Genomic DNA, 24,227 nt, shown 5'->3' with positions numbered 1-24,227 from the left:
ATCCGTTGTCCGCGACTTAGCGAAATGCTTGTCCGCGACTTGCTGAAACCGCTGTCCCGATTTAGCGAAATCCGCATCGACAATCCTTCCGTCTACTGCGCCGAACTCTTCAGCCTTATTTCGCATGTCAAGAAGAGACTTGCCGACAGTCTGGTCGCGGATCAACCCGCGCTCAATTCCCGACTTCCGGAAGGGTTTGATCTCGCACGTTTTGAATTCGCCGAAACTGCTGATCCGGCCATGACGCTGCTGATTGATGACGCGCAGCGTGAATACGTCGGCGAATTTGGATCTGCACTCGCCAATGCGCTTTCGCTTGATCAATCAGTGGGCGCAGCGGCGCGCACCCTCATGGATCTCCCATCAGATCAATTTGAAGCTGTCGCTTGCCAGCCAGGCACGGTCGCTTGGACGCGGACGTTCCTCGCACATGTCAGAGGAGCGGCAATTCACGACGTAGACGGAAAGCCGCTCGTCGCGGACGGCGTATATCTTGTATCGCTGGCGTCCGGTTTCGATCGTCATCGGGACAACGGCATGGATATTGCGGCTGACGACGTGTGGCTACGTACGCCATTTGGGGAACAGATCTACTTCGAACCTGAAGGCATCGCTACTGACGCGCGCGCCGTGGTGCGGGAAGCACTGAGCGTCGTGAGACAATGGCGTCCGGCGCTTGCCGACGAAATTTCATCGGCATGCCACGCGGTGCAGTTCGTGCGTGATCCGACCGCTCATCCTGAGAAGATCGTCTCGTTCAGCGATGACTCGGTTCCGGGCGCGCTGTTCGTTTCCGTGACGCAGGGCGACTCCCTGATCGACCCCTATGACCTTGCGGACTCCTTGATCCATGAACATCGTCACCAGAAGCTGTATCTTCTGGAACGCTTGGGACCGACGGTCAGCCCCTTCGCGCCGCGCGTCGTTTCGCCTTGGCGGGCCGACCTAAGGCCGCCCTCCGGATTGTTGCATGCCGTTTTTGTCTTCGTGGAACTGAAGAGGTTCTGGGAGCACGTGCTCAGAAACGGACCGCAGCGTATGCACAACCGGGCTCTAAATCAGCTGGCTGACACAGAACGCAATCTCAAGCTCGGCATATCAACCTTGCGCACTTGCGAGATGACATCTGTCGGTGACGCGCTCATTGATGTTTTGGAGAAGGCCGGAGCGCGGTCGCTCATTACCGCATGACCAGGATTCGCGTGGCGACCGAAAGCCTACCACTCGACGAAGCCGAGCGGCACGCCCGTCTACGCGATTATTTTTGTGACAAGGACGCAATCGCGTCGCTAGGACCGAGTGGGTGGGATCTCAGTTTCAGCTGGCCTTCCGGCCGGGAACGACACATAGACGAGAAGCTAGAGCTGGGCCTCGATTGGTGGGGTAAAGGCCTAAAACGTGAAGAAATGGCTCTCTCGCGCCGTCGCTCTTCCAAATTGCTGCGTTGCCTTTACGATAGCTGGACATTAGCAAGCTGGTCGGAATGGCTTAAACGGCGGGGCGGTACCGAGACATTGACTTCGCTGGTTCTGCTTCACGTTGACGATCACCGCGATCTAGGCTCTCCACGTATCGAACGGAACGAAGCTGGCTGGCGGGATCTCATAACGCACCGCCAGATTTCCCTATCCGACCCGGACACGGTAATCGAAGCGATCGAAAGCGGCGCGATCGGAATGGGTAGTTTCATGACCCCGTTCCTCGCTGCCGTACCGCTCGCAGAGGTGAGACACCTGTGTCAGCCGCCAAAAGCCGAGGCCACTCGGGATTTTGTAATCCGTATCGAATGCAATTCGGACGATTTGCTTCAACCAGGTGCATCGCGACCAGTTGCTACGCTCGAGCCCTCAAGCGGCACAGGTGCCGGGCGCTACCGTTTGACGCCCGATGTCGACGACTGGTTGGAGGGTATTCAAGGCAGTCCGCTGCTCCTCCACATTGATATGGACTACTTCAATAATAGATATGATGGCGACAGCGACTGGCGCGATCGTCCGGCGCGCCTCGATATTCCCGTCGAGAAGATCTTTGCTCAAATCACGATGCTTACCTAGGCTTTGCGTCGTCGCGGATTGCTAGAGGTGATTGAGGACGTCGTATTCGCTTTCTCGCCGGGTTTCTTTCCGGCCGAACTGTGGGAGAAAGTTGATCAACATTTGGCGAACTGTCTTGGGTTGGATACGCTTGACGGCGGGACGGCGCGATCTGGGCGCGCCGACAAAGTGACGCGCAACAAGGGGAAGGCGCGAAAAAATCGTTCTCCTGTCTCCGAAGACGAAGTCGAACTTGTGCCAGCAAAAGGTACGAAAGGACGAGGCGGCGGAGTCGATGGTGAGGCCTGGCATATAAAACTAGGCGGCAAACGGGCAGGACAAGTCTTCATCAACTTGATCGACGAGGCACCGATCGGTAAGCACGCTTCGATTCAGATCTATCTCAATCTCACGAGCCAAGGTCGTGGCATCGGCAGCTTATGTTACCGTTGGGCATGCGAGCGAAGCAAATACGTCGTCATTTACGCCCACATGCAAAAATCGAACATCGCCTCGACACGCGCTGCGGAAAAAGCGGGGTTCATCGACGAGACGTCGGTTCGGGAACGACAGAAGCTTATGGTGTGGAGAAGGTCTAGTTCGGCGGCTTCGGCGTGATTAAACGGGCCGCCACAAATGGAGCGCTCTGCAGACCTTTCTCGCCCGGGGGGCAGGGATGCTAACCGCGATCGTTATCCCCTGTCTAAACGAACGTGAGCTAATTCCCGCAACGACAGCATCGCTGGGGTTTGGTAAAGGCCCACCGCCGAAGGACACGATTCTCGTTCTAGTCGATAATGGCTCCAAAGACGGAACTCTCGCTGTGCTGAAAGAGATCCAGCAACGCGCTGACGTTGGCCTGGTGTTCGTCGGAGAGGAATTGATCCGGGGATATGTTCCCCCACGGGCCAAAGGGATCGAAATAGCTACCATGGTGGCAGACACCCAAAACATCAAACCCGATAGGTTGCTTATCCTGCAAGCTGATGCCGATACGAGATATTCCGACCAATACGTTCGAGCCTTTCAAACAGCGGCTTCGAACGAGAAGCGTTCGGCCATGTTCGAGGGGACAACCGCTGTGCCCCACCGCTTTCGAGACGGTCATCCAGGCTTCCAGAGGTTAGCCGACAGAGTGGATACCGATATGGCGCGCTATCTCGTAGGCGAAGATCTCGATGTGATCGTCGATGATAAGGTGGCCGGGTACACGCTGTCCAGCTATCAACAATGGGGCGGCTTCCGGCGGGATTATAGCGCTGATGGCAATGAGATCCACGCGGAGACATCGAGATTGTTCATGCGTGCAAAGGGCAGCGGAGCTGTTCGCGTGCGAGTACCAGATGCCGAGGCGACGCCTTCCAGACGAAAGATCTTGCGAAATCCGATACGCCACTTTGCGACGGCGGGATTTCCACGCGATGAGACCTGGTGGCGACGATGGAGCAACGCTTACGATGGGCCTCGTGATCTAGCTGCGTTTGAGGCCGGAGGAGCCTCTGATATCTTGAAATCGGTGATCAAGGCGCGTGAGGCGCACCTATTGGGCTTGTTTTCGCTGTTGCCGTTGCTGGTGGAGGAGTCGATGGGCAGAGGTGGAATCCTTGAACCGGATAACTTGCATCCATTAGTCCGACAGAAGCTATCGACAAATAGGCGGAGCGTCGCGAGAACTGATATTTCTGCGATCTTCGATTTCGTGCGATGCGCCGTTGATGAGTGGGCAAGGGCCAAATTTGGCATTGACCCACCAGAGCAGCTTTGAAGATGCGGTCACCGCAGGCGAGTTTCTTCAATTCTTGGGCCTAACTTTGCTCTGGCGCTGCGAACGTGACCGATGGTTCACATGCCTTCAAGCGCAAGTAAAGATCTGAGACTCTTCCAAGCCATCGGGCGCAGCTATCTCGTCATCGACTACGACGGGACATTCTATCCAACAGATGAAGCGAGGATGGTGACACGAGTAGGGCAACTGGACCTGAGCATGGGCAACGTGCATACCGGGTTGCAGCGGCGTGTAATCGACACGCTCAATAGCGAAGCCAGCAATATCTGCGACCCAGATTGCATCCACTGTCCTTACCAGGCGTTCTGCGGGGTCGACCTCGTCGATGACCTCTCCCGATACGGCCGCATCGACATGCCGAAGCACCTAACCCATTTCTGCCAACGCCATACCGCCATCTTCGACAAGGTATTCGAGCTGCTTTATTCGAATGACCCGAAGGTCCACAAATCTCTCGCAATATGGGCTGGCATCCCTGAATTCGATCCAAGCCTGGCTAAGGTCCATTCATGATCGATCTCCGCCTAAGGGTTGATGCTCCACCTTTGGACCGCCCGCTGGTCGTCCGGCTCCGTGAGAATTTCTCTGCCGGGGAGCAGGGCGAGCACGATGCTTTTCTGATCGGTGGCGACGAGGTATCGCGGGAATTCGATTTCCATGGGTTCTCGCTGACAGTTTACGCGCCAGCAACGACGCCTCTCGACGGCGATGTTTTGCTGATCTCCGACGATGGCAGTGCGGCGCGGCGACTCGTGAGGGCAGGCTCCAAACACAACACCTTCCTGGTGACAGAGCAATGCGATCAGCTTTGCGTCATGTGTTCGCAGCCACCCAAAAAGCATCACGTCGACGTTTTCGAGTACCTTGAGATCGCAGCCCAACTCGCTCCTCAAAACGCCTACATCGGCATCACTGGAGGAGAGCCGCTCCTGCACAAGGAAAAGCTGTTCCGGTTCCTGCGATCGGTTGCTGCCGCTCGACCGGATCTACGGTTCCACATCCTGAGCAACGGCCAGTTCTTCGAAGCTGCAGATATGGAAACGCTCGCGGATATCGGATGGGACAGGATGCTCTGGGGCATTCCGCTATATGCCGCTGATGCTACGGTCCACGACGCCATCGTTGGAAAGCAAGGAGCTTTTGATCGGCTGCAGAAATCGTTCCAGCTTTTGATCCGGGCAGGAGCGTCGGTTGAGCTGAGAACAGTCATCCTCCGCCAGAACTGGGCTCATCTTCCGGCGCTAGCATCCTATGTCACAACGCGGCTGCCATTTATCGATGTCTGGGCCTTGATGCAGCTTGAGAACATCGGCTACGGGCGGATGAATTGGTCCTCTTCATTCCAAGATACCTCCCTCGACTTCGGCTTACTGAAGACAGCGGTGAACGTAGCAATCGCCCACGACATCAGGGTCTCACTCTACAACTTTCCTTTGTGCTCGGTCCCTGGGGCATACCGACATCTTGCCCCTTCCACGATCTCCGACTGGAAACGGAAATATCTGGAGTTTTGCGATGGTTGCGCCGTGCGCTCGGCTTGTGGTGGTTTTTTTGAGTGGTATAGGCATGCTCAGGGTTTCGGAGGACTCGCTGCACAATGAAACGTAAGGTTTATCTGATTCCGTCGTTGATAGCGGCGGGCTTCATGCCAGCGAAATCCGACGCAGCCTTGGTCAGCGGGATGGCGGAAAAGAAAAGCCCGCAGTCAATCTTCGAGCGTCTCCGCATCAAGCACGTTTACACGCTTGCTGGCCACAGTTCGCATGCGAGTCACGCATCCCATGCCAGCCATGCTTCGAGTGCCGGGAGCGGATATATTCCCCGTGCGACCTATGACAGCACGTATACTGCCCCTGATCCCGCTCCGAACTACGCACCAAAGCGGGTCTATCACCCTCCGGCTGCCATCTATACGCCGCCTGCCGCAGTTTATGCCGCCCCTCAGCCCGCTCCACCGCAACTAGAGACTCCGCCTCCTGCCGTCGCATCCGCTCCAGCAGCGCCGCCGCCGCTCAAGGTCTTGCCGGGCAACACCGACCGGTTCAAGCGGATCGTCATCCAGGTCCAAACCGGCCTGGTCGCGTTTGGATACTACCCCGGTCCGATAACGGGGCAGGTGGATGCCGCGACGAAGGTTGGGCTGTCGAAGATGCAAGATAGCTACAAGCTGAAGGTTACCGGCACGATTACGCCGGAGGTACTGACTGCCCTCGGGATCTCCGCCAATTGAAAGGTGTCGAAGCGTGCTGACTACGACGGCAAGGCTCGGGCTGGTCTTAGGATGTCTGGCACCGCTTTTCGCCTTCAGCCAAACCGGCCAGGCCCATGCCGCGCTGATGTATAAACACTTGGCCTCCACTAACGGGGTGAACGTTCTTCTCATCCAAGGACAATTCGAGCCCACTGACGATCCAAACGTCATGGCCCACGAGCTGGATAGCTTCCCAACTAAGCTTGTGTCGTTCCTCTCCACCGGCGGTGATCGACCAACCGCCATGAAGTTCGGCCGGACGATCCGTGGGCTGGGACTGACGACTCTACAAATCAAGAACTCATCGTGCACCGCTACCTGCTTGCTGGCTTATCTCGGCGGCGTGGAGCGATATGCGGAAGCGGGCTCGATAGCCGTCCAGGCGTCGGGCTTTCTCGATAGCAGCTTTGCCGGGCAGGAGCTTTCTGCCGCTGCAACAGCCGAGCCCATCGTAAAGCAATACCTGACTGAGATGGGGATAGTCCCGGAGCTGTTCGATCTCAGCCAGGCTCAGAGCGAGACACCACGATACCTCAGCGAGGCTGAGGTGCGGCAGATGCGTGTGACTACAGATCCTTCCATATCAGCCGGGCAACACGTCGAGCAGGCACAGGGATCGATGGCAACGTCGGAGGCAGTTGAGACGGCGCTGGGCTTCTTCAATCAGTTCAACGCTGCCTGGTCACAGCCAAAGCAGTTAGCGATGTCGTTCTTGCGGAATTCTTATGCGGATAGCCTGACCTACTACGGGAAGCAGCTCTCGGCGGCGGCCGTGCTGGCGGAAAAGGAGACCTTCGCTGATCGCTGGCCCGCTCGTATCCACGCCGTTCGCAGCGGCACTGCCCATGCCTCATGCTCCAATACGTGTGCAATTTTCGGGATCGTTGACTGGTACGCCTCAAGCCTTGTCCGACAGAAATCCTCATCCGGCGCGGTGAACTTCGCGTTGGTTTGGAACCCGACGACCGGAAAGATACTGTCGGAGACCGGGAAAATAATCGAAACTGATAAGAATCCCGGTGCCCCGGATCGGGTCATCCGGCGCTGGATTGTAGATGCCACCAACTGCCGTCTCTCCAGCCACGAAGGTCCGACCTGCCGCCGCCTGCCAATCACAGAACCAGCTAGGCAAACAATTGAATGTTGCCGGATAGTGCCTTTGCCGCGGCATAGGGTAACGGTCACGCGAAGAGTAAATGCCAATGGTCAAGCGAACTCCGCTCGTTTTATCCAGTGACCAAATCGGCGCGCCCATACGAGGAAAGCATCGTCTGAACGATACGCAAGCCATCAGATTTCAAGTCGAACCTCGAATCTTCCTCGAGCCAGGTCTGAAACGTTCCACGCATTGCAAACCAAAAGGTATATGTCGCAGTGTCGGACGTCCAGGGATCTAGTAATTCTTTCCTCGTCTCTGCGGATCCGAAGACGCTCCCTAACGTAGCTCGCACCTCCTGCTGGAACTTGCGATCTTCATTATAGAAGGCGACTGTATCGGAGACTTTCTTATCATAGATCTGGAAAATCCGTCTGCAGTTGTAATTGGCAGCGAAGTAGTTAATGGCTGATGCGGCAAGCTCAGCGACTGCCTTCAATGGCTTCTCGACCATCCCCGCATCATGGAGCTTGCCCAGTATTCTTGCATGCCAGCACAGCTCATCGCGCAATGCTAACAGAATGTGCATTTTTTGTCCGAAATGCCACTGGACGGCACCGGTTGTTACAGCCGCTTCAGCAGCAATTTCCTGCAAGCAGGTGTCATCGTATCCTTTTTCGATAAAAATAGCTTCGGCAGAGCGCAAAATCCGCATCCGGGTAGCTGCAGCCTCTTCCGACGTTCTTCTCATAACTCACCTGCCCTGTGGCCAATCGCATCCTTTTTGGAATGCACCTCAGCCCGGCATCCCGCGAGAAATAAGAAATATGAGATCTGCCATGGTTTGCCACAGCGATTTCGTTACAAAATTAACAGAGGAATCACAGGTACGTGGGGGCAGCTGCGCGCTCGTGGTACCAACTCGTTTCGAAACACCGCATTTCACAATTCACTACCGTTCGATGCAATTTGGTATCATTTACTTGCCTCTGTGACTGCCCCTACTGTCACTGCTGGATATCGTCAGCAACTGGCAAAGCGAGCTCAGTTAGTGGCGGAGCGCACCTAAAAAATCGCTCTGTTCTGAACGTGACTTTAGCGTGGCGCTACCTTTTGCCATCGCAGACAAGAGCGCCTCAGCGTCCTCCTCGACGAGGAGGATGTTGCGATGGCTTGCAGTCACGAACGCCTCGTCAACAACGTGATCAAGAAAGGATTCGAGCTTCCTATAAAAGCCTGCGGTGTCGAGCAGCCCACAGGGTTTACTATGATAGCCAAGCTGCGCCCATGTCCATACTTCGAACAGTTCTTCAAGCGTTCCCAATCCCCCTGGCAAGGCGATAAAGCCATCCGACAGCGCTGCCATCAGCGCTTTGCGCTCGTGCATGGTCTCGACAATGCGCAGATCAGCGAGACCAGTGTGCGCAACCTCATTCTCGGCCAGTGCACGCGGGATTACCCCAATAACCTCCCCGCCATTGTTTCGGGCTGCATCGGCGATCGCCCCCATCAAACCGATCGAAGCGCCGCCATACACCAATCCGATGCCTGACGTCGCTAGAGCTTTGCCGAGGCGCTTTGCTGCGCTCACATAGTCTGGTTTCCGGCCGTTGTTTGAGCCCGAAAAGACGCAATATCTCAAACGCTCCTCCCATCGACAAATGACAAATGAACATTACGCAAGATTGGCTTTGAATATTCCAATCCACCAAGATCCGTTTCGAGCGCCCAGACCAGGGCACGGAATAGCGCGGCCAAATCGTCGTAACCAACGACTCATATTTTTGCTTTGGCGGCTTCTGGCAAGCTTAGCTCATCCGCTATGGGCCATTGCGATGGATCCGCATTAAAGGATGCGAGCAGTTCGACTTGCGCGCGACACCATGGCGACACCAGCAAGCGCCCATCCTGTAAGCTTTCGACAAACCATTGCCAATCCACCCATTGCCACGCAGAAACCTCATTCAGATCGGGTGTTACGCTCAAGGTTTGGCAGCGGGCGGTGAACACGGGGCACAATTCATGTTCGGTGATCCCATTCGTCATTGCTGCGCGATAGGAAAACTCGGGTAGCACAAGGCGAATGCCATTTACCTCTATCCCCAATTCCTTTCGAACCCGGCGCTCGATTGCTTCAATCAACGATTCACCCGGCCGCGGGTGCCCACAGCAACTATTGGTGAGAACGCCGGGCCATGTAATCTTGTCCGATGCCCGCCGCGTCACGAGCAGCTTCTTGTCGTCATCAAAAATGTAGACCGAAAAGGCAAGGTGCAACGGTGTATGGGCGTGATGGATTTCGGACTTTGGAGCCGTGCCGATGGCCTCACCATGCTCGTTGCACAAAATGACCTTTTCGGAGAGTGCATTCGTCGAAGTGTTCATCAAACACCTCCAGGGTTGGAAAGCTGCATGCAACCTGATCGGTGGACGGTCATCAGCCTCTTCAGAAATGGCAACGTGTGGAAGTGAACCGCACCGGGTTTGCCGGAGGCTATTTCGTTTAAGTTATGCGGCCATGGCTGGTTCGTCCAGCATGGCGTAATACCGCTCTTCAGCTTCGGCTGGCGGTATATTCCCGATGGGTTCCAAAAGCCGTCGATGGTTGAACCAGTCGACCCATTCCAGGGTGGCGAATTCTACCGTCTCGAAGCTCCTCCATGGTCCGCGCCGATGAATGACCTCGGCCTTGTAGAGACCGTTGATCGTTTCGGCGAGGGCGTTGTCGTAACTGTCGCCGACGCTTCCGACAGACGGCTCGATGCCAGCTTCTGCCAACCGCTCAGAATACCGGATGGACACGTATTGAACGCCGCGATCCGAGTGATGCACGAGGCCGCCGCCATGAACTGGACGCCGATCATGAAGCGCCTGGTCAAGGGCATCAAGGACAAAGCCTGCATGTGCCGTCCGGCTCGCCCGCCAGCCGACGATGCGACGAGCGAAGACGTCAATGACAAAGGCCACGTAGACGAAACCCTGCCAGGTGGCGACATAGGTGAAATCCGAAACCCACAGCCTGTTTGGTGCTGGGGCTTTGAACTGGCGGTTGACCCGGTCAAGCGGGCTCGGAGCCGTCTTGTCCGAGAACGTCGTGCGGACCGGCTTTCCTCGAATGATCCCCTGCAGGCTCATCGACCTCATAAGCCTGGCGACAGTGCAACGGGCGACATCGAAGCCTTCACGCTTCAATTGCCGCCAGACCTTGCGAACGCCATAGACGCGGAAATTCTGCTCGAAGACACGACGTATCTCGATCTTCAGACTGATATCGCTGCGGGCGCGGGTCGATAGGCGATCCACGTCCAGGCGTTTGGCGACATTCTCGTAGTAGGTTGACGGGGCGATCGGCAGCAGTCTGCAGATCGGCTCGACCCCGAACACACCACGGTGTTCGTCGATGAACGAGATCATCGCTTGAAGGGGCGGTCGAGCTCCGCCATGGCGAAATAGGCCGAAGCTTTGCGCAGAATCTCGTTGGCCTGGCGAAGTTCTCGGTTCTCCCGCTCAAGAGCCTTCATCTTCTCGGCGACATCACTCGGCAGGCCTACTCGTTTACCACTGTCGACCTCGGTCTTCTTGACCCATTCGTGCAGCGTGGCTGGCGAGCAGCCGATCTTGGCCGCAATAGATGAAACGGCAGCCCAGCGTGATGGATGCTCGGCTTCGTGGTCCAGCACCATACGGATGGCACGGTTACGGACTTCAGGTGAAAACTTGTTCGTTGTCTTGCTCATGATGGCTCCACTCTCTCAGAAGTTGGAGCCTCCGGCAAACCCGGTGCGGTTCAAAGTGAACGCATGGCGTCGTTAAACTCAGGGTCAAGCCGTCGTCACACCATATCCATTAAGTTGCCCGAGAAGTTGACTTTCAAGACGCTGCGCTTGCCCTTCGTCCTCGACGTCCGCACTGATCATTCCGAGACGATCGACTAATTTTTCTACTACGGCGTTCCGACGTCCGGAGTCATTGCTTATAAGCGGACCCTCGAAATCGTGTTGCCAAGATCGGAAGTTTGCGGTGTCGCTTTTCCATCGAACCTCCCTTAGAGTTTCGAGCTGCAATCGCTGCGCTGTATCGGAGTCCATCCCGATGTGGCTCCAGATCCGTGCCTCGCCGCTCGGGTCATCAACTTTGAGGTTGAAGCGTTCTGCATCTTGCCAAACAGGCATGGTCTCGTCCTGAAGCATGCAAACGTAAAGAGCGAATTCTCCGGAATACTCGTTGACAAGGAACGCCTTCGTCTCCTCGAACATATCGGGAGTTTCCCCTGGATAACCGACAATAAACGATACGAAATGTTTGATCGTGCTTCCGTCTAGAAGCTCATGAGCTACACGATTTGCTCGCGCCGTGACTTTCTTGTCCATGTTCCTGAGGCTCGCATCGCTCATTGACTCGAAGCCGATGAACAGAGATTTGCAGCCGGCGTCTTCGAGCTGATGGACGAGCTCGGCATCTTTGATTGAATTTGCTCGCGTGTATGCTTCCCATTGAATGTCGATGGCAGCTAGCTTCGGCAAAAGCTCCCTGAGGCGCTTCGGAGGTACGGTAAACGTTGAATCCAACGCTTTGACGTAGCTTGCGCCGTTTTGAACTTTATAGTGCTCCCAATCGCTCGCGATTTTATCTGCGGACTTATATCTCCACAGGGGCGATGCAGCCGGGAATGAGCAAAATTTGCAACTGAACGGACAACCCCGCATCGATTCGTAAGGTACAACCGGTGCATGACCGGTTAGCGCGGGTGACGGGTATTGGTCCAGGTCGATATAGGCGATCGGCGTAAGCCGTGGTCGGCCATTTACATCGCGAAACACGAGATTAGGAACGCTGGTGGGATCACCTCCCTTGAGCTTACTGAGCAAATCCGGCAACGCAAATTCGGCATCTCCGCGAATGATAAAATCGACGCTCCCATGATCTCGCATAATCTGCATGAACTTGAGATTGCTGTATTGACCACCAAGGATCAGGATTGCATCGGGGAATCGCAGCTCGATCCAACTTATCGCCTGAAGCAAGCTGCGCCGGTCCCAGATGAAGGTGGTTGAGAGGAGAACGACATCGTAAGAACCAGCGGGTTCGCCTCCAACCCCTTTCCAGATATTTTCAGTTGGCATTGCGTCGAACTCAACTCCCCCCTCAGTGAGAATGGACTGCAGCGTGAAGGTCGTGAGGTGGAACGTTCGAGCCGGTTGGGACGCGCCTTTGGCAGCTGAGCTATTGCTCATAGCCCTTGCCCCGCCGCCATCTCGACGTGCACGAAGCAACGGCACGACCCCCCCATCGTCGGCTTTATACTGAAGGCGCGAGAGATCAAATCTGGCCCTACCAGAGCCGACGGCAGCCATTTCAGGATTGATAAGGAGCTCGAAGGATGAACCACGCAGCAGCCTGTTATCGGGAAATTCCGGCCCCATTCCGGAGATGAGCAAGATAGTCATTTTACCTCACGGTTGGCAAAGTTTCAGATTGACGCGTAGCTCGAAAGTAAGCTTTTGCTGAATCTCATGAGTAGACCTAGCCCAACGATCTAACAGGCTGCGGAAATAGCGACAATTTCCCGCCGATCCTCGGTAGATGTCTCGAAGATGAGCCGTTATGAGGCTTCTTCAGCGGCCTTGTCGGCCCGTTTCGTCGTAATCCGCCCTCTTTAGGCGGATTACGGGCGCGATTATGCTGTCGCCAGCAGCTTTGGCAGCCTCACCAGATTATAAGCCGTCGCTGTCAGGGTGAACATCCAGCCGACGCGATCCTTTCCACGATGGCGGGTCTTACGCATTCCGCCGCTGGTCTTGGCCCAACCGAACACTTCTTCGATACGCTTGCGGATACGCTGACTGACACCGTAGCCGGGATGATGGGTGGTCCGACCATCAATTGCCGAGCGTCGGTTCGTCGTGTTCTGGGCGACGTGTGGCGTCACTTTTGCGTCCCGCAAGGCAGCAACGAAATCGGCCGTATCGTAGGCTTTGTCTGCAGCCAATGTGATGCGGTGACGACCATCCATGCGGCCCACCATATCCAGAGCTGCCTCGCGCTCGGCGGTGCCGGTCGCATGGGTAAGCGTGGCGTCGACAACCAAGCCGTTCCGGTTTTCCATTATGACGTGACCCATGTGGCAAAGCTTGGCCGCCTGGCCACGGGCCTTCTTGTAAAGCCTGGCATCCGGGTCAGTGGTCGACGCATGGGTTGCGTTGCTGCGCTTCTCACCGTGGAAATCACGCTCAGAGTTGCGGCCTGCGGCCTTTGGCGGCTGTTTCCCTTCAGCGCCAGAGCCGCTGTCGTCAGTGTCGCTACCATCTGCGCCGTCCCTGGGTTTGAAGCTCTTCATGCTGGCCCAGGCTTCGATCAAGGTGCCGTCCACCGAGAAGTGGTCGTCTGACAGCAATGCCTTAACCCGTGGCTGGCTCAGCAACGCGGCCAGAAACTTGGCGGCGATGTCGCCCGCCAGGAGGCGTTCGCGGTTCTTGGTGAACACCGTGACGTCCCAGATCGGCGCGGCCATCGACAAGCCGACGAACCAGCGGAACAGCAGATTGTAGTCCATCTGCTCGATAAGCTGACGCTCCGAGCGGATCGTGTAGAAGGCCTGCAACAACAAAGCGCGCAGCAGCTTCTCCGGCGGGATCGACGGCCGGCCGATCGCTGAATACATCCCCTCGAAGTCCGGGGACAGAACTTCCAGCGCCTCGTCTACGATGGCACGGATCGGCCGCAGCGGATGGTTTGCCGAAACGCGGGCTTCGCAGCTTACATAAGAAAACAGACCCGCCGTCTGGTCATCACTGCCGCGCATGTCCTGCTCCCGCCAATCAATCACCCAGGCATGGAATCACGGCAGTCCGCTCACAGCAAGGGCCTTTTTCCGCATCCTGCTAAGGTCCCGGGGGCTCCCAGCATCATGTGAAGCCGGGAGACGAGTGAGCCCAACATTCCCGCCTTCTTGCCAGTCAGGGAACTCGCGCTCTTGCCACCGCGCGTGTTCAAGATATTCCTCGGCAATGGCCGCTATCAGCGCCTCCCGCCGCATCGGATCGAGATGTAACAACTCGCTGATTTCGATGTTATTTTCCTTGGCGAACTGTATCGCGCAGCGATATCCGTCGATGTCCTCCAATACTGGCCGGAGAACTTCCTGGTTCCAGAGATCCGCCAATTCCTCCAGCAGGGATGGGCGCTCGTCCTTGATGGCAAACATTTCCGTAACTCGAAGTCTTGCCCGCGGCAGGAAAACATCCGGAGTCGCAAGACGCAGGCGCCTTACGTGCCACCTGAAACCGGCATTCCAATAGGAGTCCTTGGCCATGCAGTTCAGAAGGGAAATCGAACCGCCTTCGAGGATGAGGCCAGGGGAAGATTTGCGATCCTCTATTGCCGATATGAGCTGGAGATGAGCGGCCTCTGCTTCCATCACGCCTTCGGTGAGTGGGCGCGAATCTAGGTAGATTCGCTGGGTGGATTGCAGCTCCGACTCTAAAGGACGCCCGCTGCCGGTGGCGATTTGAGGGCAGCATTGTACTCGATCCAGCGCGATAACCGGCCATCCGGTCTCTCGTGCAATTTGGATTGCCAAGTCTGTTTTTCCGCTGCAGGTGGGTCCATAAATAAGATAGATTAGCATTAGCATCTCGCTCTTTTTTGGTAACTGGTGCCATCGGGCGTGACGCGGCACGATCTGATAACCGTGCCGCTTGATCGGGTTTGAAAAGTATGCGCCGCGCACAGTATAAAAAGAACAAATGTCCGAATTCGAAGTCTCGAATCCAGAAATAATGATGGTATTTGTTCCGAGTACAACCTTAGCAACAGAGATTGGTGTTCGCAATACGGATAGAAACATTAAATATATACATTAATAATGTAAATATACTGATTGTAATGCCAGAATCCCAATGCTTGTACTAGAAGTTTCGTTTCAGTTGACATCGATTCCCCAACCGACCCCGCGGGTGATCAACTTGTAGGGTGTGCCGCCGCTAAACAACGACCATGTGTTGGACGGCGCGCATATCTTGCTGTCGGCCTACGACGACTGGCAGCTATACCGGGCGCCGCTGGCGGCTGGGGTCGCGGCCTAGCACTACTTTGGCAGATTGGGGCAAGGCTGGTTTGAGATGATTGTGCTCTCTTCGTTGGGAGCGCGATATGGCAGATTGGGATACGGAGCTTTCAGCATTTTTGCAGCCATTTCTGGACAAGCTCGAACACAAGAAGCGACGACAGATGTGCCCGCTTTACGTCTCTGGGCTCATTGGACCGGGTGACCGCAAGAGTATCGAGCCGATGGCGGAACGGTTTGCTCCAGGCCAGTACGACCGCCTGCACCATTTCATTTCCGATGGCCTTTGGGATGCTGTTCCTCTTGAGACTGAGCTTGCGCGACAGGCAGACAGGATCGTTGGCGCGTTAGATGCGTTTCTGGTGATCGATGATACCGGCCTTCCCAAGAAAGGCGACCACTCAGTCGGCGTCGCGCCGCAATACGCTTCGATGCTGGGCAAGAGGGCAAATTGCCAGACGCTGGTGTCGGTGACGCTTGCCCGAGACGAGGTTCCTGTTCCGGTTGGCTTGCGTCTGTTCCTGCCCGAGGGCTGGACCAGTGACGAGGATCGAATGGCAAAAGCTGGCGTTCCCGAGCCGATACGCAAACCGCGCACCAAGCCGGAGATCGCTCTTAACGAGATCGATCGGTTGATCGTGGCTGGTGTCCGGTTTGGCACAGTGCTGGCTGATGCAGGCTACGGCCTGTCGGCTACGTTCCGAAAGGGGCTGAGTGAACGTGGCCTCACCTGGGCGGTCGGTATCCCCAAGCATCAGAAGGTTTATCCCGATGATGTCGGATTGATCTTTCCCATCTCCGGTCATGGTCGCCCACGCAAGCATCCGATCCCCGACATTCTGTCGGTTGCCTCGGAGACGATCCTGACGCATGCAAGCTGGAAGAAGGTCAGTTGGCGGCGTGGCACAAAGGGCCGCCTGACGGCACGCTTTGCAGCATTGCGCGTCCGGATCGCCGACGGCACGCCGCAACGCATTCTTGATAAGGGACAGCAACACATGCCGGGCGAGGAAGCCTGGTTGGTTGGCGAATGGCGATCAAACGACGAGCGTAAATACTACCTGTCCAACTTGCCGGCTAACGCCACGTTGAAAGCGCTGGCCGCCGCCATCAAGGCGAGATGGGTTTGCGAGCAAGCGCATCAGCAGATGAAAGAGGAACTCGGCCTCGACCACTTCGAAGGCCGATCATGGCAAGGGCTACATCGGCACGCTCTGATGACGATGATCGCCTACGCCTTCCTCCAGCACCAGAGATTGCAGACTGCAAAGCGGGAAAAAAAAGAAGCGACAAGCACGCAAGGGGCCGCCTGAACCCACCCTGCCTGCTATCCGTCGAGCCGTCATCAGCGCACTCGCCACGCCCATGACCACAATCCGATGTCCCCACTGCAAAGCGCACATTCGAACCGCAGAACCAGTTCTGCCAAAGTAGTGCTAGGTCTGGGGCAAGGGAGGCCCTGACGGACTTTTGCACTTTCTGCATGGCGTCTCGCCTGACGGGCGGGAGCTTGCCTTTGTCGGCGTTCGGGCGCGGATCACCGGGCCAGCCTCGTGCCCGATGGTCCCATTGTGATCGGCATGGATGACGCCATCGAGCGTCGATGGGGACCCCCGGATTGGTGCGCGTGGTATTCTACGGCGACCCGGTCCGTTCGACATGGGCACGGTTAGCATAAGCGGCATATCAAAATGGGATAAGCAGCCGGGAGGCGGCAAAAAGGACCCAATTGTACATTCCTGAAACGTCTGATAAAAAGTTCTCGTCGAAAGAGTGCTGACCGGATGGTAGCCCGGTCGCCGTCTTAGCGGACGGCAACTCTTCCCTTTGGGGTATCCGCGACACCTGGACCGGCTTGCCGGTTGCAAAGGTGTGTCCGCCGATAACCCCAAATCATCATGGGCGCACCTTCTCAATTCGTTAGAAGGATGTACGACTTTGAAACTTACAGGAAACACAATACTCATCACTGGCGGCGCAACGGGCATCGGCTTCGCGTTCGCGCGGCGCTTTTCCGAGAACGGCAATCAGGTCATTATCTGCGGCAGAAGCCAATCCGCGCTGGAGAAGGCGAAAGGCGAGGTGCCGGCAATAGTGACGCGCATTTGCGACGTGGCTGACACAGATAGCCGCCGCGCGATGGTCGAATGGCTGAAAGCCGAATACCCGACCCTGAATGTGGTCATAAACAATGCAGGTATTCAGGCGCGGCGTGACTTCACCGCCGATCCGGAGATCGCGACGCTCGACCAGGAAGTTGCGATCAATTTCACGGCCCCCATCCATCTGATCGCAGAGCTGTTACCGACATTGAGACAGCAGGGAAAGGGGTATATCATCAACGTCAGCTCCGGTCTGGCCTTCTCGCCGATGGCAGATGTCCCTGTCTACTGCGCGACAAAGGCCGCGATACATTCCTTCACGCTCAGCCTCCGCCACCAGTTGAAATCGAAAGGCATCCGGGTGGTGGAAGTCGCCCCACCGATTGTCGATACCGGGCTCGGTGGCAATACTCGCAGCGGAGGGACAGCCACTCAAATGATGGTGACCCCGGAAGAGTTTGCCACACATGCGCTCGCGCAGCTTGAAGCGGACAAGGACGAGGTGCTGGTCGGCGTTTCCGCCAAGACACGCGAGCTAGGCGAAGCCATGTTCGAGCGCATGAACAGCCGCACCTAAAGCATTGCGGATTGCCGTGATTTTCGCGGCAATCCTCTCAAGGTCTGCAAGAGTATGGTGCCAGAAACTGTCACGCAGATGTGCATAGTGGTTTTCGACCAGAGCAAGATTCTCCATCAAGTTTGCCGGGTTTGCCGCGATCTCGACGCGAAGGATGCTGGCGCGCAGGTAGGCCACGCGGCGGCAAGGAGATCGCGTTAGTTGCTCGATCAGGTCCCAGCACCACGGGTGTCGGAGCGCCTGCTTAAGTTCAAAAAAGGAAAATATATGAAAGCCGTTAAATTCAACGAATATGGTGGCACCGAAGTCCTGCGGGTCGTTGAGGTCGAGGCGCCGCACGCGGGCCGCGGTCAGGTGCGCATTGCGGTGCGGGCCGCAGGCGTCAATCCGATCGACTGGAAGCTGCGGGCAGGATATGTTCGCGACTTCATGCCGCTTACCTTTCCCGCCGGCGTTGGTTCCGAAGCGGCGGCATCGTCGATGAGGTCGGGGTTGGCGTCTCGAGCGTCGCCATTGGTGATGCCGTTTTCGGTTACGGGCAGAAAACGGTGGCCGAACAGGCGGTGTTGAGGGCCTGGGCACGCATACCGGAAAACATGCCGATCGAGGTGGCCGGTGGCCTACCGGTCATCGTTGAGACGGCCACGCGCATCCTCGACCACGTTAACCTTAAGGCCGGTGAGACGCTGCTGATAACAGGTGCCGCCGGCGGAGTGGGAACCGCCGCCATCCAGTTGGCGCGCCACCGTGGCGCTATCGTGATCGGTACGGCGAGCGAGCCGAAGCACGATTATATCCGCGAGCTAGGTGCTATCCCAACGACCTATGAACCCGGGCTGGCCGCAAGGGTACGCGAACTGGCGCCGCGGGGCGTGGATGCGGCGCTCGACCTCGGCGGTGCCGGCGTCATCCCGGAGCTGGTCGAGATTGTCGGCGATCCCGCGCGCGTCGTTTCCATTTCCGACGTCACGGCCCCGCAACATGGCGCGACCTTCTCGGGGCGGTCGGCCGATCACCCCGAGCATGCCTTTGCCGAGGCTGCGCGGTTGTATGGCGAAGGCGCATTTCATCTCCGCATCGAGCGGACCTTCCCGATCGAGCAAATCGCCCTGGCGCAAGAGGTTAGCGCTGCGGGGAGGGTGACCGGCAAGCTCGTTATCACAGTGGGCTGACCCCACCTTTGGCCTGCGCGATGGGTACGCCTGCGGGCCGGAAGGCTCAGTTTTACTGGCCGCTTACGGGCTACTGATCGCTCGATACGGCGGAAAAAACGACAGTTGCAACCGAAAAACCCTCATTTTCTAAGGATCTAAAACCATGTCTAGCGTCGAACCACTCGACCCGTCATTCCCGTTAACCCGCCAGATGGAAGTCGACGCGGCCCCCATCGTGTTGGTCAATCTCTGCACCATGGCGCCCGAAGACGAAGCAGCGTTCTTGGCTGCCTGGGCCGCTGATGCCACCTTCATGAAGAGCCAGCCCGGCTTTATCTCGACGCAGCTCCACCGCGCGCTAGGAGACAGCCCAACCTACCAGGCGGTGAGCTCTACCCCGTGCAATGCGGGAGATGGGGCATAGGAGCCAGTCCCATCTCGGGTCTCTTCGAGAACCCGGCAGTAAGGATAGACGAGCCTTACCGCCTCTGATCGCTCTTTCGTGCCTCCACGCCATCACGCTAATGGAAGCGATTTCTGTGTTTCGAGGCTTCTGACGCTCACTTCGTTGTCTCGCCATGGGCACTGCGGTAGCCCGGCCCGCGGTTGATGGCCCGCATCCGGTACAGTTAAGGCCAATCTGCTTATGCAACCCAATCGGCGACGCCCGATCAGGCTTCTTGGCCCCCTTCGATCCACTGCTCCGGTGGATCGGACGGCATTGCAGCCGTCGGTCAAAAAATCGGCAAGCTTGAGAGGTTACACTAAATCATACGCACCTCCCGCGCCGCACGGCGCACCATCGATCCACAGGTATGGCCATTCGCTCGATGGGGCGGTCGAGGAAGGCTTTGACCTTGTCGTCGATCTCCTCGCAGAGCCTGGACACCTGGCTCTTGGAGATGCCTGACATGCCCATGGCCTTGACGAGATCATCGACGGATCGGGTCGAAACGCCCTGGATATAGGCTTCCTGGATGACAGCCGTCAGGGCCTTCTCGGCCATGCGGCGCGGCTCAAGAAAGCTCGGGAAATAGCTGCCGGTGCGAAGCTTCGGAATGCGAAGCTCGACGGTGCCAGCCCGCCTCCCAGTCCCTGTCGCGATAGCCGTTGCGCTGGGCAAGCCGAAAGCCATTCTTCTCGCCATAGCCCGCGCCGGTCCTCGTGCCGACCTCGAGAGCCATCAGCTTCTCGGCAGCAATGCCGATCATCTCCCGGAGCAAATCAGCATCAGCGCTCTTCTCAACGAGGGAGCGCAGGTTCATCATGTCGTTGGTCATAGGTGGTGTCCTTCAGGTTGGCTCTAAGCAACCCGACCCTACCGGAAATCACCGGTGACCACCCTGTCAGCTACACCACGCCCTGGGACACGATCTCGCTGTGCCGAACCTGTGCACCGCATAGCGGGGCCACGATTCCCGAGTTCCCTGGTCGACAATACGCAAGCGCTGCCGACAACGCGCTCATTGCCCGCTGCAAGGCAGAGCCGCCGCCTTGACGAGTACGAGGGGCGGCCGATTGCGGCAAACCCAAACTATCATCCCAAGTGGGCCAGCCGGATCAACCTCGGCTGGCCCAACCATGCGGCCAAATCGAACAGGCGTCGGTGAACTCGGCACTTATCTGTACCTCCTTGCAGCCGACATCTGCTCCGGCACTTTGCATTTGATTGTTCTGAAAGAATGGTGACAGAAACTGTCCCCATGCTGGTTTATGTACGTTTGCAATTGCAGAGAAAGACGTCGAACCCTCTCTCGTACAACGCCAGAAAGGATCTGAAAGCATGTCCAGACTTATATCAATCGACGCTTCTTCAGTCGCTTGCCAGAAGGCGGCGCGACCTCGCCTCTTTGACAAGGCATCCGTTTTTGAATTTGCTTGGCTTGAGGCACTCTGATGAAAAGAATTCAATATAGCAGATATGGCGGCCCGGAGTTGATGCGGGTCGAGGACTTCGAGTTGCCCGCGGTCGGAAAAGGTGAGGTTGCCGTGCGGGTCAAGTTCGCGGCGATCAATCCTATCGACTGGAAGCTCCGTGCAGGCCAAATGAAGATCGTCACCGGCAAAACCTTTCCCCGCGCCATGGGAATGGACTTCTCGGGGATAGTCACTGCGATCGGCTCCGACGTTACACGGCTTAAGATCGGTGACGCAGTGTTCGGTCTTGCCAAGCTCAAGGAAAGCGGTGCGTTCGGGCAAGCCGTGGTGACAAAAGATATGTTCCTGGCTCGAAAGCCGGATAATGTTTCTTTCGAGGATGCCGCATGCCTTGGCAAGGCAGCGTCGCCTTAACTTGAACAGGACGTCAGATGGCAGCGGCGGTCGATTTTATGTGGCGCGTGGCAGCGTGATTTCACGCCAGACGGCCATAGCCTCGGTGCGAAGCGTTCGGTGATCGGCGGCAGTTTGATGTTTGCGGTGAACCAGAAAGAGATTGGAAATCGGTCCGTGGGTTGAAACGAAACGTTGGCATTGCGCGGCAGACTTGAACCGCATCATGATCCGTTCTCTCCGCCTTATGGGTACATGGGAATTTTCGGCCCGATTGTTCAGCCCCTTATGCGAACGATGCTCAACGCCGGGCATGATATCGCGTTTGGCGGCATCATAGGACCGGAGTTTGTCGGTCACTATCACACGGGGCGTGAGGGCCTGGCCTTTGAGCAACTTGCGCATCAATTTCAGTGCTGCCTCTTTGTTGCGACGGCTTTGCAAAAGGGCTTCAAGCACATAGCCTTCAGCATCGACGGCACGCCAGAGCCAGTATTTCCGGCCTTTGATGGTTACCACCATCTCATCGAGGTGCCATTTATCGGCAAAGCTACTCTTTGAGCGCCGGCGAAGCGACGCAGTAAACTCGGAGCCAAATTTGGCGGCCCATTCCGATACCGTCTGGAACGAAACGTCAATACCGCGTTCGGCCAGCAAATCCTCGACATGCCGCAGGCTCAATGGAAACCGGTAGTACAGCCAAACCGCGTGAGCGATAATCTCGGCTGGAAAGCGGTGACGTTTGTAGCGATGGGCGGCGAAGGTAGACGAAGAAATGTTCATGCCCACCGCTCTATCGAGCAAAACTTAAGGCGACGCCGCCACGACGCGGATTGCAATTGCGTCACATGCCGTTTTCCAGGCATATTTATTGCAAAGACAATAGACCGCTCATTGCAGCATCAGGTCTTTGGAAGCATCCCCAGATACGACCTGAGCGCCCGTTCAGTGATCTCACCGGCCGTCGTCTTCCGTTTCAGCGCCTCCAGCTTTGTAGCGATGATCACCGTGCCGGAGAGACATATCTGAAACCGCTCCGGCTTGTCATCGACCGTGTTAGGATGGGCTTGGATCGTTTGCGGTGGCGGCTCAAAAGATTGCGGCTCGCCCACCGCCGCGTTGGACTTCGGTGGTCCATGCATTTCTCCATAGGAAGCCATTTTCCCGATGGAGTCGGCGATCAGGGAATCCAGATCCGACAGGTTCCGACGCGATTTCTGCAGTGGCGGAATTTCGCTCAAGGTCTCCTCCCTTTGCTCATTCAGCTTCGCCTATGGCCTTCGTAATGTCGGCGATGACGCTGACGATGTTGGCGCGTGCCTTGGCGACCTGATCGGCTTTGCCAGGGTCATTGCCGATCCGCGCAAGCGAACCGGCCTCTTTCGAAAACTGCTCGTAGACTTTTCGGGCGCGAACGAAGGTGGGAAGGGCTGGAAGCTTGTTGTCACGGATCATCTGGACAGCGTCCTGGAATGCTGTCGTCCTGGTGTCGATGCCTTCGACGCGATTGAGAAGGAGCTTGAGAGGCGCGCGTTTGAGGCTGGCTTTCGCCCATTCGAAAAGCTTTACGGTCTCGATCATTTCCATCACGTTGGCCTTGGCCGGCACGAGCGTGATGTCGCTTGCGACAATAGCGGCAATCAGGAGATCGTTGATCGAACCCTGGACGTCGATGAGGACGATGGATGCGGTCGCCGTCGTGAGGGCGAATTTCAGGTCATGCGGCGAGGATGCTGTGGTGACCCACAATGACGATGGAAGCGTGCCGACGCTGTTGCAGCGGTCTACCCATTGACGACAGGACTGCTGGGGATCGGCATCGATGACGAGAACACTGGCACCGTTCTCCGCGAGTTCGGAGGCAATCAGGAGGCACAGGGTCGATTTGCCGACGCCGCCCTTGGAATTTGCCAAAGCGATAATGGTCATTTTCAGGATCTTCATGTCGCGGTGAATGACTAGTTATATAGCAAATACAGATAGGCGATCGCTTTTGCAAGCCTGCTCGCTTGCACCACTGAACGCAGCCCCCGCGCCTAAGCCAGTGGAAGGCGTTGGAGCACGACCAGCAGTGCTGCAAGTTTGCGGAGCAGACGAGGGGTCTAAGTAGGGGCAGTTGTCTCCGTGACCCCGCTTCCGGTCGTTCAAGAGCTTTGACGAGATCCGCCACTTCCTTGAGTGGCGAAAGGGGTGATCGTCCTCGAACTGACGGGACTGACACAAGTGGCGTGCGGACCGGAAGTGAGAGAAGTGGCGTGAGGGAAACAGGTGGAGAAGGTGCCACAAGTGGAGCCACTGCTAGAAGTGTGCAAAGTGAGGCAAGTTGCATAAGCGCTTGTATATGAACGATAAAAGGGAATTATATGGTTGGCAGGATAGCAGTTTTCGGTGTACGAAAACCGGCATGTGCCCGATGGGCTGACGGGCTCGTCCGGCAGTCGCCAAGGGCGACCGGAGCGAGAAGGGATGAGCAAGACCTCGATTGCACATAGGCGGCCAAGCCGGAACAGATCGGTGCGCGTGAGATTGTCGGAAGCGGAATTTGCAGCGCTGACGAAGTTCGCGGAAGAGGCTGCACTCCCCACCAGCGAAGTGCTGCGGCGATTGGCGCGCGAAGCCGGAGGCTTTGGGCCAACCTTTGAGGGCGAGGTGGCGCAGCGGCTCAAGGCGACCGTGGTTCAGCTTCGGAAAGTGGGGGTTAACCTCAACCAGATTGCGCGGGCACTGAACAGTGGTCGCGTGCCCGGATATGAACATCTGCATGGCGGTGTGGAACGGCTTGCCAGGCTTGTCGTACAGCACGAGCGGGAGATTGACGCGTTGCGTGCAAGCAGCCGCGCGCGTGCGCGGCGCCTGGTGGGCAGTCATGTTTGATGTCGATGCTTTCCTGGG

Annotated in this window: 20 protein-coding genes, 6 pseudogenes and 1 other annotated feature; of the genes and pseudogenes, 14 read left to right on the top strand and 12 right to left on the bottom strand. The window is 56.9% G+C overall.

All coding sequences use genetic code 11. The features are described 5' to 3' along the window. Window positions 1–24 precede the first annotated feature (24 nt). The 8 genes and pseudogenes from J5274_RS27660 (at window position 25) to J5274_RS27625 (ending at window position 7,307) form a co-directional block, all read left to right on the top strand. Window positions 25–1,191: an HEXXH motif-containing putative peptide modification protein gene (locus J5274_RS27660; protein WP_219276267.1), complete on the top strand. Its 1,167-nt coding sequence runs from the start codon at window positions 25–27 to the stop codon at window positions 1,189–1,191. Next, window positions 1,188–2,054: a hypothetical protein gene (locus tag J5274_RS27655; protein ID WP_219276265.1), complete on the top strand. Its 867-nt coding sequence runs from the start codon at window positions 1,188–1,190 to the stop codon at window positions 2,052–2,054. Before J5274_RS27660 ends, J5274_RS27655 begins: the two co-directional genes overlap by 4 nt. A 27-nt stretch (window positions 2,055–2,081) precedes the next feature. Further along, window positions 2,082–2,651 (top strand): GNAT family N-acetyltransferase, encoded by a 570-nt coding sequence (locus J5274_RS27650; protein ID WP_224130239.1) that lies wholly within the window; start codon window positions 2,082–2,084, stop codon window positions 2,649–2,651. A 58-nt stretch (window positions 2,652–2,709) separates the two neighbouring features. After that, window positions 2,710–3,798, top strand: a complete 1,089-nt coding sequence (locus J5274_RS27645; protein WP_219276263.1) for a glycosyltransferase family 2 protein — start codon at window positions 2,710–2,712, stop codon at window positions 3,796–3,798. Window positions 3,799–3,900: 102 nt separating this feature from the next. After that, a pseudogene (locus J5274_RS27640) lies at window positions 3,901–4,332 on the top strand (His-Xaa-Ser system radical SAM maturase HxsB); the annotation flags it as partial. Then, the gene (hxsC, locus tag J5274_RS27635) at window positions 4,329–5,420 is read left to right on the top strand and encodes a His-Xaa-Ser system radical SAM maturase HxsC (RefSeq protein ID WP_219276262.1); all 1,092 of its coding nucleotides are present in this window, start codon (window positions 4,329–4,331) and stop codon (window positions 5,418–5,420) included. The pseudogene J5274_RS27640 and the gene hxsC, both read left to right, overlap by 4 nt. Then, entirely contained in the window at window positions 5,417–6,049 is a 633-nt protein-coding gene (gene hxsA, locus J5274_RS27630) for a His-Xaa-Ser repeat protein HxsA (RefSeq protein ID WP_219276261.1), read from the top strand. The genes hxsC and hxsA overlap by 4 nt, the downstream gene beginning before the upstream one ends. A gap of 13 nt (window positions 6,050–6,062) precedes the next feature. Then, window positions 6,063–7,307: a hypothetical protein gene (locus J5274_RS27625; RefSeq protein ID WP_219276260.1), complete on the top strand. Its 1,245-nt coding sequence runs from the start codon at window positions 6,063–6,065 to the stop codon at window positions 7,305–7,307. Here J5274_RS27625 and J5274_RS27620 read toward each other — a convergent pair. From J5274_RS27620 to J5274_RS27590, 7 genes are all read right to left on the bottom strand, one after another. Next, window positions 7,297–7,917 carry a TetR family transcriptional regulator gene (locus J5274_RS27620; RefSeq protein ID WP_219276259.1) on the bottom strand — a complete coding sequence of 207 codons (621 nt, stop codon included), beginning with the start codon at window positions 7,915–7,917 and terminating at the stop codon, window positions 7,297–7,299. The two genes, J5274_RS27625 and J5274_RS27620, sit on opposite strands and share 11 nt — an antisense overlap. A gap of 297 nt (window positions 7,918–8,214) precedes the next feature. Continuing rightward, complete coding sequence (locus J5274_RS27615) at window positions 8,215–8,808, bottom strand: TIGR00730 family Rossman fold protein (protein ID WP_219276258.1); 594 nt, start codon at window positions 8,806–8,808, stop codon at window positions 8,215–8,217. 134 nt (window positions 8,809–8,942) lie between these two features. Next, a complete protein-coding gene (gene idi, locus J5274_RS27610) occupies window positions 8,943–9,551 on the bottom strand; it encodes an isopentenyl-diphosphate Delta-isomerase (RefSeq protein WP_143123422.1) in 609 nt (202 codons plus the stop codon). A gap of 123 nt (window positions 9,552–9,674) precedes the next feature. Further along, window positions 9,675–10,903, bottom strand: a protein-coding gene (locus J5274_RS27605) for an IS3 family transposase (RefSeq protein ID WP_219275748.1) whose coding sequence is annotated in 2 segments (ribosomal slippage) — window positions 9,675–10,609 and window positions 10,609–10,903 — 1,230 coding nt in all. Because the reading frame shifts where the segments join, the coding sequence is not laid out codon by codon here. Next, window positions 10,506–10,622, bottom strand: a sequence feature (AL1L pseudoknot). Its footprint overlaps the gene before it by 117 nt. Before the next feature lie 84 nt (window positions 10,904–10,987). Next, window positions 10,988–12,613, bottom strand: a complete 1,626-nt coding sequence (locus J5274_RS27600) for a radical SAM protein (RefSeq protein WP_111221636.1) — start codon at window positions 12,611–12,613, stop codon at window positions 10,988–10,990. A gap of 230 nt (window positions 12,614–12,843) precedes the next feature. Continuing rightward, window positions 12,844–13,968 carry an IS5 family transposase gene (locus J5274_RS27595; RefSeq protein WP_219276257.1) on the bottom strand — a complete coding sequence of 375 codons (1,125 nt, stop codon included), beginning with the start codon at window positions 13,966–13,968 and terminating at the stop codon, window positions 12,844–12,846. Between the two features lie 36 nt (window positions 13,969–14,004). After that, window positions 14,005–15,012, bottom strand: coding sequence for an isopentenyl transferase family protein (locus tag J5274_RS27590; RefSeq protein WP_307877657.1), 1,008 nt, complete (start codon window positions 15,010–15,012; stop codon window positions 14,005–14,007). Between the two features lie 305 nt (window positions 15,013–15,317). Between J5274_RS27590 and J5274_RS27585 the strand changes: the two are divergent. After that, window positions 15,318–16,694: pseudogene (locus J5274_RS27585) on the top strand (IS701 family transposase). Window positions 16,695–17,169: 475 nt separating this feature from the next. Beyond that, the gene (locus J5274_RS27580) at window positions 17,170–17,910 is read left to right on the top strand and encodes an SDR family oxidoreductase (protein ID WP_219276256.1); all 741 of its coding nucleotides are present in this window, start codon (window positions 17,170–17,172) and stop codon (window positions 17,908–17,910) included. On the opposite strand, the gene J5274_RS27575 is transcribed toward J5274_RS27580, so the two are convergent. Further along, window positions 17,869–18,249 (bottom strand): hypothetical protein, encoded by a 381-nt coding sequence (locus J5274_RS27575; protein WP_219276389.1) that lies wholly within the window; start codon window positions 18,247–18,249, stop codon window positions 17,869–17,871. The genes J5274_RS27580 and J5274_RS27575 overlap by 42 nt on opposite strands. On the opposite strand from J5274_RS27575, the pseudogene J5274_RS27570 reads away from it, so the two are divergent. Continuing rightward, window positions 18,178–19,082 (top strand): annotated as a pseudogene (locus tag J5274_RS27570) (NADP-dependent oxidoreductase). The gene J5274_RS27575 and the pseudogene J5274_RS27570 overlap by 72 nt on opposite strands. Before the next feature lie 145 nt (window positions 19,083–19,227). After that, a pseudogene (locus tag J5274_RS27565) lies at window positions 19,228–19,443 on the top strand (antibiotic biosynthesis monooxygenase); the annotation flags it as partial. Between the two features lie 422 nt (window positions 19,444–19,865). Here the strand turns inward: J5274_RS27565 and J5274_RS27560 are convergent. Further along, a pseudogene (locus tag J5274_RS27560) lies at window positions 19,866–20,344 on the bottom strand (transposase); the annotation flags it as partial. A 616-nt stretch (window positions 20,345–20,960) separates the two neighbouring features. Between J5274_RS27560 and J5274_RS27555 the strand changes: the two are divergent. Next, window positions 20,961–21,338: pseudogene (locus J5274_RS27555) on the top strand (alcohol dehydrogenase catalytic domain-containing protein); the annotation flags it as partial. A gap of 54 nt (window positions 21,339–21,392) precedes the next feature. Here J5274_RS27555 and J5274_RS27550 read toward each other — a convergent pair. From J5274_RS27550 to J5274_RS27540, 3 genes are all read right to left on the bottom strand, one after another. After that, window positions 21,393–22,118 carry an IS6 family transposase gene (locus tag J5274_RS27550; RefSeq protein WP_219276251.1) on the bottom strand — a complete coding sequence of 242 codons (726 nt, stop codon included), beginning with the start codon at window positions 22,116–22,118 and terminating at the stop codon, window positions 21,393–21,395. 119 nt (window positions 22,119–22,237) lie between these two features. Continuing rightward, window positions 22,238–22,576 carry a hypothetical protein gene (locus J5274_RS27545; protein WP_224130000.1) on the bottom strand — a complete coding sequence of 113 codons (339 nt, stop codon included), beginning with the start codon at window positions 22,574–22,576 and terminating at the stop codon, window positions 22,238–22,240. A gap of 16 nt (window positions 22,577–22,592) precedes the next feature. Next, a complete protein-coding gene (locus J5274_RS27540; RefSeq protein WP_142832266.1) occupies window positions 22,593–23,264 on the bottom strand; it encodes a ParA family protein in 672 nt (223 codons plus the stop codon). A gap of 537 nt (window positions 23,265–23,801) precedes the next feature. On the opposite strand from J5274_RS27540, the gene mobC reads away from it, so the two are divergent. After that, window positions 23,802–24,209 carry a plasmid mobilization relaxosome protein MobC gene (gene mobC / locus J5274_RS27535; protein WP_142832267.1) on the top strand — a complete coding sequence of 136 codons (408 nt, stop codon included), beginning with the start codon at window positions 23,802–23,804 and terminating at the stop codon, window positions 24,207–24,209. The last annotated feature ends 18 nt before the right edge of the window (window positions 24,210–24,227 follow it).

The sequence above is a fragment of the Rhizobium sp. L51/94 genome (assembly GCF_019355555.1).
GTDB classification, from domain to species: Bacteria; Pseudomonadota; Alphaproteobacteria; order Rhizobiales; family Rhizobiaceae; genus Rhizobium; species Rhizobium rhododendri.
This window is presented reverse-complemented; position numbering and strand designations above follow the sequence as displayed.

Coding starts and splice junctions, on each gene's coding strand:
- J5274_RS27660 (WP_219276267.1), top strand. CDS start 25: ATGCTTGTCCGCGACTTGCTGAAACCGCTGTCCCGATTTAGCGAAATC.
- J5274_RS27655 (WP_219276265.1), top strand. CDS start 1,188: ATGACCAGGATTCGCGTGGCGACCGAAAGCCTACCACTCGACGAAGCC.
- J5274_RS27645 (WP_219276263.1), top strand. CDS start 2,710: ATGCTAACCGCGATCGTTATCCCCTGTCTAAACGAACGTGAGCTAATT.
- hxsC (WP_219276262.1), top strand. CDS start 4,329: ATGATCGATCTCCGCCTAAGGGTTGATGCTCCACCTTTGGACCGCCCG.
- hxsA (WP_219276261.1), top strand. CDS start 5,417: ATGAAACGTAAGGTTTATCTGATTCCGTCGTTGATAGCGGCGGGCTTC.
- J5274_RS27620 (WP_219276259.1), bottom strand. CDS start 7,917: ATGAGAAGAACGTCGGAAGAGGCTGCAGCTACCCGGATGCGGATTTTG.
- idi (WP_143123422.1), bottom strand. CDS start 9,551: ATGAACACTTCGACGAATGCACTCTCCGAAAAGGTCATTTTGTGCAAC.
- J5274_RS27600 (WP_111221636.1), bottom strand. CDS start 12,613: ATGACTATCTTGCTCATCTCCGGAATGGGGCCGGAATTTCCCGATAAC.
- J5274_RS27595 (WP_219276257.1), bottom strand. CDS start 13,968: ATGCGCGGCAGTGATGACCAGACGGCGGGTCTGTTTTCTTATGTAAGC.
- J5274_RS27590 (WP_307877657.1), bottom strand. CDS start 15,012: ATGTTTCTATCCGTATTGCGAACACCAATCTCTGTTGCTAAGGTTGTA.
- J5274_RS27550 (WP_219276251.1), bottom strand. CDS start 22,118: ATGAACATTTCTTCGTCTACCTTCGCCGCCCATCGCTACAAACGTCAC.
- J5274_RS27540 (WP_142832266.1), bottom strand. CDS start 23,264: ATGACCATTATCGCTTTGGCAAATTCCAAGGGCGGCGTCGGCAAATCG.
- mobC (WP_142832267.1), top strand. CDS start 23,802: ATGAGCAAGACCTCGATTGCACATAGGCGGCCAAGCCGGAACAGATCG.